Genomic DNA, 13,307 nt, shown 5'->3' on the forward strand with positions numbered 1-13,307 from the left:
ACCCTCGGTATTCAACGGTTAATTCGCTCGGGCGTTATCAGATGATTCAAGCAGCTTCTATGGACCAGCAGAGCTTTCGCAAGCTGTTAAGCCGCAACGTCGGCTTGCCACTTGGCGTGGGCCTGCTTGGCGCCGTGGCGTTTGTCGCGGTAATCAGCTACCTGCTCTCGGCCATGCAATGGGTCGAACACACCGACCGCGTGATTGGCAATGCCAACGAAACGCTGAAACTGTCGATCGACATGGAAACCGGCATGCGCGGTTTCCTGATCACCGGCGACGAGCGTTTTCTGGACCCTTACGAGGTGGCCAAGCCGCGCATATTCGCAAGCCTGGACAGCTTGCGCGAGCTGGTGGCAGACAACCCGGCGCAAGTCGACCGGATTGATCGGCTGAGCGCGTTGCAGCATGCCTGGAACGAGTTTGGCCAAGAGATGATCACCCTGCGCCGGACTGAAGGCGGATTCCAGCAGGCGATCACCAACGGCCGCGGCAAGCGTATCACCGACGAAGTGCGCAAAGAGTTCGACGACTTCATCGGCAACGAACAGCAACTGCGCCAGGCCCGTAACCAGACCGTCAACACGGTTACCGTCACGGCGATTACCACCTTCGTACTGTTTATCGTCGCGCTCAGCGGGCTGCTGGCGTACCTCGGGCGTCGCGACCTGCTGGCGCTGTCGGACAGCTACGTAGGCAACATGCAGGCGCAGCAGCGGGCAAATGAGCGTCTGGAACACAATGCCTGGCTGCGTAATGGCCAGACCCAGCTGGCCGAGCAAGTGCTGGGGCAGTTGACCCTGCCGATGCTGGGCGACAACATCCTGCAGTTTTTTGCGACGTACCTGGGCAGTGTGGTTGGCGCGTTGTATGTGCGTAACGAGCACGGCAGCCTGGTCCGTGTCGCCAGTTACGGCCTGAGCGCCGAGGAGCAAGCGCGTACGCAGGCGCTGGGCGTCGACGAGGGCCTGGTGTCGGAAGCGGTGCGCCAGTCGCGCGTGGTGCGCCTCGATCAACTGCCGGAAGATTACTTCCGCCTCAGCTCGGGTCTGGGCAGCGGCTTGCCGCGCAGCGCACTGTTGATGCCGACTCGCGACAATGGCCAGATCAATGGCGTCGTCGAACTTGGCTTCCTGCGCCCGCTGAGCGAGCGTGACCAGGAGATCGTCGAGCGTGTTGCCGAAAACCTCGGCATGTCGATCGAAAGCGCCCGCTACCGTCAGCGCCTGCAAGAGGTGCTGGCCGAAACCCAGCAGCTCAACGAAGAACTGCAGGTGCAACAGGAAGAGCTCAAGACCGCCAACGAGGAGCTGGAAGAACAGTCTCGGGTGCTCAAGGAATCGCAGGCGCACCTTGAGACGCAGCAGGCTGAGCTGGAACAGACCAACGAGAGCTTGTCCGAGCGCACCGAGGCGCTCGATCGCAAGAACAGTGAGCTCAACGAAGCGCAGCAGGAGCTGCAGGCCCGCGCCGAAGACTTGCAGCGTTCGAGCAAGTACAAGTCTGAATTTCTCGCCAACATGTCCCACGAGCTGCGCACACCGCTCAACAGCTCGCTGATTCTGGCCAAGCTGCTCGCCGAAAACGGCGAGGGTAACCTCACCGCCGAACAGGTCAAGTTCGCCGATTCGATCTATTCGGCTGGCAACGATCTGCTCAACCTGATCAATGACATTCTCGACATCGCCAAGGTCGAAGCGGGCAAGCTGGAAGTGCGCCCTGAGACGACCCAGGTCGAGCGCCTGGTCGAAGGCTTGCGCAGCATGTTCGTGCCGCTGGCCAAGGACAAAGGCCTGGACTTCCAGGTCGTGCTCGAGCACCCGCTGCCGGCGACGCTGTTCACCGACCGCCAGCGCCTGGAGCAGATCCTCAAGAACCTGCTGTCCAATGCAATCAAGTTCACCGAGCGTGGCCAGGTCAGCATGACCATCAGCAAGCAGGCCGGCGTCGGCCTGGTGTTTGCCGTGCGCGACAGCGGTATCGGCATTGCGCCGGATCAACAGCAGGCGATTTTCGGCGCCTTCCATCAGGTCGACGGCACCAGCAATCGCCGTTACGGTGGTACCGGGCTGGGCCTGTCGATCTCGCGCGACCTGGCCCACTTGCTCGGTGGCCAGATCAGCCTCGACAGCAGCCCCGGCCAAGGCAGTGTATTCAGCCTGATCATGCCCGAGCGTTATGAGTCGGATGAGCCGGTCGAGGTGCAGACCCTGCGCCCGGCCGTCGATCAGTTGCCGGCTGCGCCGCAGGTGCCAGCAGCAGTGCCGCTGCCGCGCCACGCGTTTACCGATGACCGCGAGCTGGCGCCGTTCAGCAAGCGCTGCATTCTGGTGATCGAGGACGAGCCGAATTTCGCCCGTATTCTGTTCGACCTGGCCCACGAACTGGGCTACAACTGCCTGGCCGCGCAGAGCGCCGACGAGGGCTTCCAACTGGCAGCTCAGTATCTGCCGGATGCGGTCCTGCTCGACATGCGCCTGCCAGACCATTCCGGCCTGACCGTGCTGCAGCGGCTCAAGGAGCAGGCCAGTACGCGGCATATTCCGGTGCATATCATTTCGGTCGAGGACCGTGTCGAAGCGGCGATGCACATGGGCGCTGTCGGCTACGCGGTCAAGCCGACCAGTCGCGAAGAGCTCAAAGAGGTGTTCGGCCTGCTCGAAGCCAAGCTGACCCAGAAACTCAAACACATCCTGCTGGTTGAAGACGATGACCTGCAGCGCGAGAGCATCGCCCGCCTGATCGGCGACGACGACATTGAAATCACCGCAGTGGCGTTGGCTCAGGATGCACTCGAGCTGCTGCGCGAGAACATCTATGACTGTATGATCATCGACCTCAAGCTGCCCGACATGCTCGGCAACGAGCTGCTCAAGCGCATGACGGCCGAAGATATCCGCGCGTTCCCGCCGGTCATCGTCTACACCGGGCGCAACCTCACCCGTGAAGAAGAAACCGAGCTGCTCAAGTACTCGCGCTCGATCATCATCAAGGGCGCGCGCTCGCCAGAGCGTCTGCTCGATGAAGTGACGTTGTTCCTGCACAAGGTCGAGGCGCAGTTGTCCAACGAGCGTCAGCGCATGCTGAAGACGGCGCGCAGCCGTGACAAGGTGTTCGAGGGCCGCAAGATCCTTCTGGTCGATGACGACGTGCGCAACATCTTCGCCCTGACCAGTGCCCTGGAACACAAGGGCGCCATCGTCGAGATTGGCCGCAACGGACGCGAGGCGCTGGAGCAGCTGGAGCTTCACGACGACATCGACCTGGTGCTGATGGACGTGATGATGCCGGAAATGGACGGTTACGAGGCGACCCGCTTGATTCGCCAGCAACCGCGCTGGCGCAAGCTGCCGATCATTGCCGTGACCGCCAAGGCGATGAAAGACGACCAGCAGCGCTGTCTGCAGGCTGGAGCCAATGATTATCTGGCCAAACCGATTGATCTGGACCGGCTGTTCTCACTGATCCGTGTCTGGCTGCCGCAACTGGAGCGAATTTGACTAGCGAGCGCAACACCGACATCGAGATCCGACTGCTGATCGAGGCGATCTATCTCAAGTACAGCTACGACTTCCGCGACTACTCCGGTGCGTCGATCAAGCGCCGCATCCTGCACGCGCTGCGTCAGTTCGACTGCCGTACGGTATCGGCGCTGCAGGAGCGGGTGCTGCATGATCCAGGCATGTTCATGCAGTTACTGCAGTACCTGACGATCCCGGTCAGCGAGATGTTTCGCGACCCTGGGCATTTTCTTGCACTGCGCGAAGAAGTCGTGCCGTTGTTGCGCACCTGGCCGTCGCTGAAGATCTGGATCGCGGGTTGCAGCACGGGCGAGGAGGTGTATTCGATGGCCATCCTCCTGCGTGAGGAAGGCCTGCTCGAGCGCACCATCATCTATGCCACCGATATCAACCCGCATTCGCTGGAAAAAGCAAAGCAGGGCATCTATTCGATGCAGAACATGCAGGGCTATGAAGAAAACTACCGCAAGGCCGGTGGCCGCCGCGATTTCAGCGAGTACTACACCAGCGCCTACGGTAACGCGATCATGGACAGCAGCCTGCGCGACAACGTCACCTTTGCCGACCATAGCCTGGCCACCGACAGTGTGTTCTCGGAAACCCAGTTGGTGTCGTGCCGCAACGTGCTGATCTACTTCAACAAGAGTCTGCAGGACCGCGCCTTTGGCCTGTTCCACGAGTCGCTGTGCCACCGCGGCTTTCTGGTGCTGGGCAGCAAGGAGTCGGTGGATTTTTCTGCTTACAGCGAGCAGTTCGAGCCCTTGGTCAAACCTGAACGGATCTTCCGTAAATCATGACAGGTGTCGATGCGGTAGTGATCGGCGCTTCGGCGGGTGGCGTCGCAGCCCTGTTCACCGTGCTCGGCAGCCTGCCCCAGGGCTTCGCCGTGCCGGTGCTGTGCGTGCTGCATCTGCCGGATGACCGCCACAGCCAGCTTGCCGAAGTGTTGCAGCGCAAGGTGCAGCGACCCGTGCTGGAGGCGCGTGACAAGGCGTTGATCGAGCCTGGGCTGATCTACGTGGCCGGGCCGGCCTATCATTTGTCGGTCGAGCAGGACTTCAGCCTGTCGCTGAGCCAGGAGGAGCCGGTGCATTTCTCTCGCCCGGCAATTGATTTTCTGTTCACCTCAGCAGCCGATGCCTATCGCCAGCGGCTGCTTGGTGTGCTCCTGACCGGTGCCAATGAAGACGGCGCGCGCGGGCTCGCCTACATCAAACAATGCGGAGGCCGGACCGTGGTCCAGGACCCGCAAGACGCACAAGTAGCGCTGATGCCGGAAGCCGCTTTGGCCCTGCACAGCCCTGACTACATCCTTACTTTGAGCGGCATCGGGCAATTGCTCGGCAGCCTGGAAACCAGCGCATGTTAAGCCACATCACCGCCAAACTGCTGATCGTCGACGATCTGCCAGAAAACCTGCTGGCCCTCGCCGCGCTGATCCACGGCGAAGACCGTGAAGTGCACCAGGCGCTGTCTGCCGAAGACGCATTGGGGCTGTTGCTTGAACACGAATTCGCCTTGGCCATTCTGGACGTGCAGATGCCCGGCATGAACGGCTTCGAGCTGGCGGAGTTGATGCGCGGCACGGAAAAAACCAAGCACATCCCGATCGTCTTCGTCAGCGCCGCCGGGCGTGAGATGAACTACGCGTTCAAAGGCTACGAAAGTGGCGCTGTCGACTTTTTGCACAAACCCCTCGACACCATGGCGGTGAAGAGCAAGGTATCGGTATTTGTCGATCTGTACCGCCAGCGCAAGGTGCTTGATCGCCAGTTGCAAGACCTGGAACGCAGTCGCCAGGAGCAGGAAGTGTTGCTCGGCCAGTTACAGGTGGCTCGCGGCGAACTGGAGCGTGCGGTGCGCATGCGCGACGATTTCATGTCGATCGTGTCGCATGAAGTGCGCACGCCGCTGAACGGGCTGATTCTGGAAACCCAACTGCGCAAGATGCATCTGTCGCGGGGCAACCTGGCTGCATTCAGCGAGGACAAGCTGCGGGCCATGGTCGAGCGCGACGAGCGGCAAATCAACAGCCTGATCAGGCTGATCGAGGACATGCTCGACGTGTCACGCATCCGCACTGGCAAATTGTCCCTGCGCCCGCGCCAGTTTGATCTGTCGCAACTGGTCAGCGGCCTGGTGGAAAACTTCGAAGCGCAGGCGTTGGCCTCCAACACGCACATTGAGCTGCAACGCTGCGATACAGTTGAAGGCGAGTGGGATGAGTTTCGGATTGAACAGGTGGTAGCCAACCTGTTGTCCAATGCATTGCGTTACGGTGAACGGCAACCGGTGCAGGTGCGGGTGTTCGAGCAGGCGGGTATGGCCTGGGTGCAGGTGCAGGACCACGGCATCGGCGTCAGCGCCGCCAACCAGCAGCGGATCTTCCAGCAGTTCGAGCGGGTAGCGGCAGAGCAGGCCATCGGAGGCCTGGGCTTGGGCCTGTATATCTCTGAGCAGATTGTCAGGGCCCATGGTGGGCAGATCCAGATCGACAGCGAAGTAGGCCAGGGCGCGACGTTCAGCGTGCTGTTGCCAATGGCGGCGCTGTCACAACAAACCGACCAGGCGCAGGCAACCTCTGCCTAAGCCCGGGGTCAGATGGCCAACTTGCTGAATTCCAAGGCGTTGTCATGAGCGAAGATGCACAAGATGTTGTACTGGTAGTCGAGGATGAACCGGCCATTCGGATGATCTTGCGCGACTATCTCTCAGGTGAGGGCTATCACGTGCTGGTTGCCGAAGACGGCCAGCAGGCGTTCGAGATTCTCGCGCGCAAGCCACATTTAGACCTGATCGTCACCGATTACCGCCTTCCGGGCGGGATCTCCGGGGTGCAGATCGCCGAGCCGGCGGTCAAGCTGCGGCCTGATCTGAAGGTGATTTTCATCAGCGGCTATCCAGCCGAGATTCTCGAATCCGGCAGTCCGATTGCCCGCAAGGCGCCGATCCTGGCCAAGCCGTTCGATCTGGATACGCTGCGTGACAAGATCCAGGATCTGTTGCGATGACAGATTGTTGGCTGGGCTGAGCGAGGGCATCGATTTGCCCGCTCTCAGATCAGTAGCGGCGATGGTTGCGGCCCGGTGACACAGCTATGCTAGGCACATGACAACCAGCCAGCCGATACGTCAACCTTGCCCACCCGGCGCCTGCGACTGCGGGCGCGATAAGTTGCACGCCGCACCACCCGCGGCGCAGCGTATCTTGCAGCTGACCCGTCACGAAGAAAAACGCCTGCTCGAACGCCTGGAAAACCTCAAGGGCCTGGAAGACCTGCACCGTTTGCAGCAGCTGATGCATGATCAGCTTGGTATCCGAGTGCGCATTGCGCCCAGTTTCAATGAGGTCCGTACCATGCGCGGTATCCTCATCGAGCTGGCCGAACAGCCCGGCCTGTGCCGCAAGACCCGGAAGGCCATTCCCGCGGCGATCCGCCGTGGGCTTGAGCGCAACCCCGAGGTTGCTTTCCGCCTACTCGATGCCCACGACCTGCTGCGCGACGCCTGAGTTGGTGTGCCTACCGGGTCGGGTTAGCTGGCAGAGATTTTCAGCACCGCAGCCAACCTCGTCGGGCTCGCTGCGCGCGCCTTTCCGACCGGTCCGGCGCCCCGGCAAGGCCGCTCCTACAGGGATTCGTGGTGGGCTGCAAAACCAGGCAACGCAGGAGTGCGTCGCTGCTCTTGCAGCTGACCCTGTTCGCCACTGGTGCGCTGCCTGTGTAGGAGCGGCCTTGTGTCGCGAAAGGCGCGCGTAGCGGGCCCGGCGAGGCTGGCAGCGCCGCTTTCCGTCCGGTCCCACGCCCCAGCTACCTGAAGTTTCCCCAATCGCAGAACTCGTCAATCCAGGACGCTAACGCATCGCCGCCAATTTGATCCCGAAACCAATCAGGCAAGCCCCGGCCAGGCGCTCCAGCACATTCGACAGCTTGGGGCTGGCGCGCATGCGTTCGGCCAAATGGTGGGTCAGCAGCACTGCGACCAGCCCATAGAGCAACGTCAGCGCAGCGATGGTTACCGCCATGAAGGCGAAAGTGACCATGCCCTGGTGCCGAACCGGATCGATGAACAGCGGGAAGAACGCCATGTAGAACATGATCGCCTTGGGGTTGAGCAGGGTGATCATCATCGTCTGGCGCAGGTAATGACCGCTGTCCATGCGGCTGACGCGCGGCGCGCCGCCGGCCTTGCTCAGCAGCATGCGCAGCCCTAGATAGGCCAGATAGGCCGCGCCGGCCCACTGCACTACATGGAAGGCAGCGGGGTAGGCTGCGAGTAGCGTGGCAACCCCAGCTACCGCCAGCCACATCAATACCTGATCGCCAAGAATCACCCCGCAGGTCGCGGCCAGGCCGCCTTTGATGCCTGCCTTGCCGGTGGCGGTGATCAGCGCGAAGTTGCCAGGGCCGGGGATGGCCAGCAGGATCAGAAAGGCGATGACGAAAGCGCCGTAGTCGGTCACGCCGAGCATTGTTGTTCTCCTTGAAGCGCTGGGGCGAATGTAACTGGATGTATGACAGCATTGGCGGCGCTTGCAAAGTACCCAGGCTACTAATTTTGCCCAGAGCTTCGCTGCGCCTGACTACCTGATTGACGTCCTCCCTTGCTTGCGACAGGCTTGAGTTTTCCTACGCAAGGGATGGGCAATGTTGATTGAACCGCTCAAGGCCACGCTGCTGGTCGTCGATATCCAGGAAAAGCTGATTGGCGCCATGAGCGATCCGGCTGGCACCCGGGCGCGGGCGCGCTGGTTGCTGGCGGCAACTGCCGAACTGCAGCTGCCAACGGTTATCTCCGAACAATACCCGCAAGGCCTCGGGCCAACCCTGGCTGAGCTAACGGCGGCGGCTCCCGCTGCGCAGGTGGTCAGCAAACAGCACTTTTCCTGTATCGCCGCGCAGTGCCTGCCAGACAGCCTGCTCGAGCGCGAGCAGGTGATTGTGTGCGGCATGGAAACCCACGTATGCGTACTGCAAACCGTGCTTGATCTGCTGAGTTTGGGCAAGCAGGTGTTTGTGGTCGAGGATGCCTGCGACAGCCGCACCGCCGCCAACCAAGCCAGCGCGCTGGCGCGTATGCGCGCCGCCGGTGCTCATATCGTCACCCGCGAGATGGTCGTATTCGAGCTGCTGGGTAGCGCCAGCCACCCGCAGTTCCGCCATATAAGCAAAACCTACATGGTCGGAGAACAGCCCTGAACCGCCGTCTGGCCGCGGCCGGCGTGGTGATTCTGGCCCTGCTGCAAGGCTGTGCCGGCCAGCGCGAGAGCGCTCCCGAAGCAGATCCGGACAAGGTTCGCGCACAACTGCTGGGACTGCTGCCCGCCCAGCTCAAAGATCGTCAGGGCTGGGCCGAAGACATCCAGGCGGCGTTTACCGCCCAGCAACTTGACCCAAGCAAGAGCAACCTGTGCGCGGTATTGGCCGTGACCGAGCAGGAATCAACTTTTACCGCCGATCCGCAGGTACCCAACCTGGGCCGCATCGCCCGCGCCGAGATCGACCGCCGCGCTGGCCGCCTGCATATCCCCAAGCTGTTGGTGGATGCTGCATTGCTGACGCCCTCCGGCGACGGCAAGTCGTATCAGCAACGGCTGGCGGCGGTGCGCAGCGAGAAGCAGCTCAGCGCGCTGTACGACGAGGTCATCGACCGTTTGCCGCTGGGCAAGACGCTGCTCGGCGGGCTTAACCCGGTGCACACCGGTGGACCGATGCAGGTCAGTATCGACTTTGCCCAGCGTCATGCCAGCAATTACCCCTACAGCTATCAGGGCACCATTCGCCAGGAGGTGTTCAGCCGGCGCGGTGGCATGTATTTCGGCATCGCCCACCTGTTGGGGTATCCGGCGCATTACCAGCGTCAGCTGTACCGCTTTGCCGACTTCAATGCAGGTTGGTACGCCAGCCGCAACGCGGCGTTTCAGGCAGCGCTGAGTCGCGCCAGCGGTGTCAGCCTGGCACTCGATGGTGACCTGATTGCACCGGGCTCGATCATGCCCGGCACTACCGAGCAGGCAGCGCGCAAGCTTGGGGTGAAGCTGGGGTTGCGCAACACGCAGATACGCAGCCAACTGGAGCAGGGCGACAGCCTTGCGTTTGAGGAGAGCGAGTTGTATCGCGAGGTATTTGCCCTGGCGGATGCCAAAGCCGGCAAGTCGCTGCCGCGAGCGGTGTTGCCAGGCATCGAACTGAAGAGCCCGAAGATCACCCGCAAACTGACCACGGCGTGGTTCGCTGGTCGGGTTGATGAGCGTTATCAGCGCTGTATGAAACGCTGATCGCTGAGCAGTATCAGGGGCTGTTGGCAGCCCCTGAAACCAGGTTTAGCCGAGCAGAGCGGCGATGACCTGTTCGACACTGGTTTTGAGTCCGGCAACGCTGTCTTGTGGGTCGCTTTCGACGATTACCAGTTTTGCTCCGGCTGCCTTGATAACCTCGGCGACTTCGGCAGCGGGTTGGCGATGGTGAACTACCAAGGCCACATCCTGGCCTTTGAGCGTATCGGCCAAGGCCATCAGCGCCGCGGCGTCCCACTTGTCATCTGTCGGCAGCGGCTGATCGACCACATCCAGATTCAGCCCGCTGACCAGATAACCGAGGCGCTCGGACAGGTTCACCACACTGAGGTTGTCGGCCTCGGCCAGGCGCGTCTGGCTGCTGGCGTTGAGTTCGAGCATCTGCCGTTTCAGGCCTGCCAGGTTAGCCTGAATCCTGACCTTGTCGCTCGGCGACAAACGCTCGAGATCGTTGGCCACAACGTCGGCCATGCGCCCCATGTTGGTCGGGTTGAGCCATGGGTAGCCGGAAAACGCGTTGTCGCCCTGTACCGCAATGCCGGGCAGCGCGCCGTCTACCGGGCGTGCTGCATCGATCTCGACGATGCGGATGTTGCTGCGCCGGGCCATCGGGTAGAGCGGGTCATCGCGCCAGATCGAACGCAGACCAATGGCGGCGTCGGCTTTTTGCGCGGCCTTGTCCAGGCTGGCGCCACCGCGGCCACTGAAGTACGACGGCTGGCGGGTGGCGGGCAGGTTGGCCGGCGCTGCGCTGTTGAGCTGTACCGACGTGCCTTCGAGCAGCGCGGTGGCCAGGCTGTGGGTGACCGGCAGGCTGGTGAGCACGGTAATCGTCGCCGGTGCGGCCGGTTTGGCCGCCAGTGCCAGTGCGGGCAGGCCCGCCAGAGCCAGGGCTAGAGTCAGTTGCTTGAGGGTCAAAGTCATGCCGGGTTTCCTTGCAGGCGTGGCACCAAAGCGCGGGCGAGGGCGGCGAGGGCGAAGCACACACCGGCCACCAGAATGATCGCCGCGCCAGACGGCACCGGCAGGTCGAAGACGATCGGCAGCAGAATGCCGCACAGCGTGCTCAACGTGGCGATCAGCACCGAGATAAAGAAAAAGCCTTGCAGCGACTGGCTGACCAGCCGTGCGGCCGCTGCCGGGATCACCAGCAGCGCGCCGACCAGAATCGCGCCGATGACCTTGACCGAAGCGACGGTCACCAGCGTCACCAGCACGACGAACAGGTAGTCCAGGGTCTTTACCGCGACACCGCGGACCGCCGCCAGCTGCGGATTGAAGCTGGCCAGCATGATCCGGTTGTACAGCGGCAACGCCAGGGCCAAAACCAGCACGGCGACGATGCCCAGCACCAGCAGGTCCTGAGCGCTGACCGTAAGCACCGAGCCGAACAAGACGTTCTCGAGGATGTGCACGTTGATCTTGCCTGCGAGCATCAGCAGCAGGCTTGCGCCCAGTGCCAGCGATACCGACAGGAACACCCCGATCAAGGTATCCGGCGACAGCCCGGTGCGGTTACGCAGGAAGTTGAGCAGGATGCCGAACAGCAGGCAGTAGCCGAACAGGCTGCCATATGGCCCGGTGTAGGGCTCGCCGAGCAGGATGCCGATGGCAACCCCGGTTAGCGCAGCATGGCCGACTGCTTCAGAGAAGAAGGCAAAGCGTTTTACCACGACCAGCGTGCCAAGGCCGCCGAGTACCGGGCCGATCATCACCCCGGCAATCAGCGCGTTGATGACGAAGCCGTAGGCCAGGGCCTCCGGCAGGTAGCCAGCGCTGGCCCATTCCTGGATCAGTTGGCGGAAGGCTTCAAAGCTCATCGGGCGAGGCTCTCGCTGCGAGGGTGGACGGAGAACAGGCTCAGCAGCCGCTCGGGGGTCAGGGCCTGGGCCGGTGGCGCATCGAACAGGACTTTGCGGCTCAAACCGGTCACCCGGTCGGCCAGGCGCAGCACCGCTTGCAGGTCATGTTCGATCCACAGCACGGTGGTGCCGCTCTGGCGCCAGCTGTGCAGCAGTTGCTCGAACACCTGGATACCGGCTTCATCCAGGGCCGACATCGGTTCATCGAGCACCAGCAATTGCGGCTCGGGGATCAGGCCCTGAGCCAGCAGTACGCGCTGGCGCTCGCCACCGGACAGCGCGCCCATGCGCCGTTTGCGTTTGTCGAGCATGCCTACCCGCGCCAGCGCTGCATCGATGGCTGGCTGCACCCGGCGCGACAGGCCGAGAAAGGCCGGTCGGCGCTGGCACATGGCAGCCATGAAGTCGTCGACGGTCATCGGCAGGCCACGATCGAACTCCAGCGCCTGCGGTACATAACCGATCACTTCGCGCTCGCCCGGCCAGTGCAAGGTCAGTTGACCCTGGTGCGGCATCTGCCCGAGCAGGGTCTTGATCAGCGAGCTTTTACCGCCGCCGTTGGGGCCGACGATGGCATGCACGCTGCCAGCCGCCACGCTGAAGCTGACCTGTTCCAGAATCGACGTACGCCCGAGGTTCAGGTCGATGCCAGCGAACTCGATGCGCGGGCCCATGGCCAGGCTGAGGTTGGCCGCCGCAGTCATGCGTTGTTCTCCTGAATGGCCCGGACCACGGTGTCGAGGTTGCGCTGCATCTCGACCTCGTACTTCTCCTTGGTGTATTCGCCGTAGGAGATGTGCGTCAGCGGGTAGATGCGCACGCCAGACTCACGCTGGATGGTTTCGACGTAGGCCGAAGGGAAGTCCATCTCCGAAAAGATCACTTTGACGTCCAGCGCCTTGAGCTGGTCGATGGTCTTTTTCAGCTGCGCCGGGCTTGGCTCGATGCCATGGGCTGGCTCGACCACTGCGGTCACTTCCAGGCCGAAATCGCGTACCAGGTAGTCGTAGGCGGCATGAATGGTCGCTACGCGGAAATCTGCATGGGGCGCTTCGGTGACCTTGGCCAGCGCGTCGGCGCGCAGTTTGCGCAGGCGCTTGGCGTAGGCACGGGCATTTTGCGTGTAGAACTTGGCGTTGTCCGGGTCGAGCTTGCCCAGCTCGCGGGCGATGTTGTTGACCTGGGCGATGGTGGTGCTGATCGACAGGAAGGTGTGCGGGTTGACCACCTTGCCCGCACCACGGGCGGCAATCCCGGTTGCGGCCAGCAGCGGCACGTTGGCATTGGCCTCGATGGTTTTGACATCAGGGGTTTCGCTGGCGGCTATCATGCGGTCGGCAAAGTCATCATGGCCGACCCCGTTGAGGACGATCACGTCCAGGCCACCAATGCGCTTGATATCTTCGGCGCGCGGCTCGTAGGCGTGCGGGTTGAAGCCGGCCGGAATCAACGGCACCACTTCGGCCTTGTCGCCGACGATGTTGCTCACGTAGCTGTAATAGGGATGCAGGGTGATGCCGATGCGCAGTGGCTTGCCGGCCTCGGCATGGGCCAGGGCCGGGAGGGCGCAGGCCATGAGCAGAGCGAGGACGCGGCGGGCGAGGGCAGAGCGGAGCATGGAGAAGTCCTT

At 62.4% G+C, this 13,307-nt stretch carries 13 protein-coding genes; 8 read left to right on the forward strand and 5 right to left on the reverse strand.

Going from position 1 to position 13,307, the window contains the following annotated elements; genetic code table 11:
* Positions 1 to 41: 41 nt before the first annotated feature.
* The 6 genes from ACQZ2L_RS06960 to ACQZ2L_RS06985 all read left to right on the forward strand — a co-directional run bounded on the left by ACQZ2L_RS06960 (position 42) and on the right by ACQZ2L_RS06985 (position 7,031).
* Positions 42 to 3,500 (forward strand): response regulator, encoded by a 3,459-nt coding sequence (locus ACQZ2L_RS06960; RefSeq protein ID WP_430325364.1) that lies wholly within the window; start codon positions 42 to 44, stop codon positions 3,498 to 3,500.
* Complete coding sequence (locus ACQZ2L_RS06965) at positions 3,497 to 4,318, forward strand: CheR family methyltransferase (RefSeq protein ID WP_103437751.1); 822 nt, start codon at positions 3,497 to 3,499, stop codon at positions 4,316 to 4,318. The genes ACQZ2L_RS06960 and ACQZ2L_RS06965 overlap by 4 nt, the downstream gene beginning before the upstream one ends.
* Positions 4,315 to 4,890, forward strand: coding sequence for a chemotaxis protein CheB (locus tag ACQZ2L_RS06970; RefSeq protein ID WP_430325365.1), 576 nt, complete (start codon positions 4,315 to 4,317; stop codon positions 4,888 to 4,890). Before ACQZ2L_RS06965 ends, ACQZ2L_RS06970 begins: the two co-directional genes overlap by 4 nt.
* Positions 4,884 to 6,110 carry a hybrid sensor histidine kinase/response regulator gene (locus ACQZ2L_RS06975; protein WP_430325366.1) on the forward strand — a complete coding sequence of 409 codons (1,227 nt, stop codon included), beginning with the start codon at positions 4,884 to 4,886 and terminating at the stop codon, positions 6,108 to 6,110. Before ACQZ2L_RS06970 ends, ACQZ2L_RS06975 begins: the two co-directional genes overlap by 7 nt.
* A gap of 44 nt (positions 6,111 to 6,154) precedes the next feature.
* On the forward strand, positions 6,155 to 6,532 hold the full coding sequence (locus ACQZ2L_RS06980; protein WP_430325367.1) for a response regulator: 378 nt from the start codon (positions 6,155 to 6,157) through the stop codon (positions 6,530 to 6,532).
* A gap of 97 nt (positions 6,533 to 6,629) precedes the next feature.
* On the forward strand, positions 6,630 to 7,031 hold the full coding sequence (locus ACQZ2L_RS06985) for a hypothetical protein (protein WP_430325368.1): 402 nt from the start codon (positions 6,630 to 6,632) through the stop codon (positions 7,029 to 7,031).
* A gap of 342 nt (positions 7,032 to 7,373) precedes the next feature.
* Here ACQZ2L_RS06985 and ACQZ2L_RS06990 read toward each other — a convergent pair whose 3' ends face one another.
* The gene (locus ACQZ2L_RS06990) at positions 7,374 to 7,991 is read right to left on the reverse strand and encodes a LysE family transporter (RefSeq protein ID WP_103437747.1); all 618 of its coding nucleotides are present in this window, start codon (positions 7,989 to 7,991) and stop codon (positions 7,374 to 7,376) included.
* 175 nt (positions 7,992 to 8,166) lie between these two features.
* Between ACQZ2L_RS06990 and ACQZ2L_RS06995 the strand changes: the two genes are divergently transcribed.
* Both ACQZ2L_RS06995 and ACQZ2L_RS07000 read left to right on the forward strand, forming a co-directional pair.
* Entirely contained in the window at positions 8,167 to 8,718 is a 552-nt protein-coding gene (locus tag ACQZ2L_RS06995) for a hydrolase (protein ID WP_430325369.1), read from the forward strand.
* Positions 8,719 to 8,741: 23 nt separating this feature from the next.
* Positions 8,742 to 9,797, forward strand: a complete 1,056-nt coding sequence (locus tag ACQZ2L_RS07000; protein WP_430325370.1) for a DUF1615 domain-containing protein — start codon at positions 8,742 to 8,744, stop codon at positions 9,795 to 9,797.
* 45 nt (positions 9,798 to 9,842) lie between these two features.
* Here the strand turns inward: ACQZ2L_RS07000 and ACQZ2L_RS07005 are convergent, their stop codons facing one another.
* From ACQZ2L_RS07005 to ACQZ2L_RS07020, 4 genes are read right to left on the reverse strand one after another with little or no spacing between them, the layout of a single operon-like run.
* Positions 9,843 to 10,733 carry a metal ABC transporter solute-binding protein, Zn/Mn family gene (locus ACQZ2L_RS07005; RefSeq protein ID WP_430325474.1) on the reverse strand — a complete coding sequence of 297 codons (891 nt, stop codon included), beginning with the start codon at positions 10,731 to 10,733 and terminating at the stop codon, positions 9,843 to 9,845.
* Between the two features lie 2 nt (positions 10,734 to 10,735).
* Positions 10,736 to 11,635: a metal ABC transporter permease gene (locus tag ACQZ2L_RS07010; protein WP_430325371.1), complete on the reverse strand. Its 900-nt coding sequence runs from the start codon at positions 11,633 to 11,635 to the stop codon at positions 10,736 to 10,738.
* The gene (locus ACQZ2L_RS07015; RefSeq protein ID WP_430325372.1) at positions 11,632 to 12,381 is read right to left on the reverse strand and encodes a metal ABC transporter ATP-binding protein; all 750 of its coding nucleotides are present in this window, start codon (positions 12,379 to 12,381) and stop codon (positions 11,632 to 11,634) included. The genes ACQZ2L_RS07010 and ACQZ2L_RS07015 overlap by 4 nt, the downstream gene beginning before the upstream one ends.
* On the reverse strand, positions 12,378 to 13,295 hold the full coding sequence (locus ACQZ2L_RS07020) for a metal ABC transporter substrate-binding protein (protein WP_430325373.1): 918 nt from the start codon (positions 13,293 to 13,295) through the stop codon (positions 12,378 to 12,380). The genes ACQZ2L_RS07015 and ACQZ2L_RS07020 overlap by 4 nt, the downstream gene beginning before the upstream one ends.
* Positions 13,296 to 13,307: the final 12 nt, after the last annotated feature.

Origin of the sequence: Pseudomonas shirazensis, from assembly GCF_050496565.1 — a bacterium.
Classification (GTDB): Bacteria; Pseudomonadota; Gammaproteobacteria; order Pseudomonadales; family Pseudomonadaceae; genus Aquipseudomonas; species Aquipseudomonas shirazensis_A.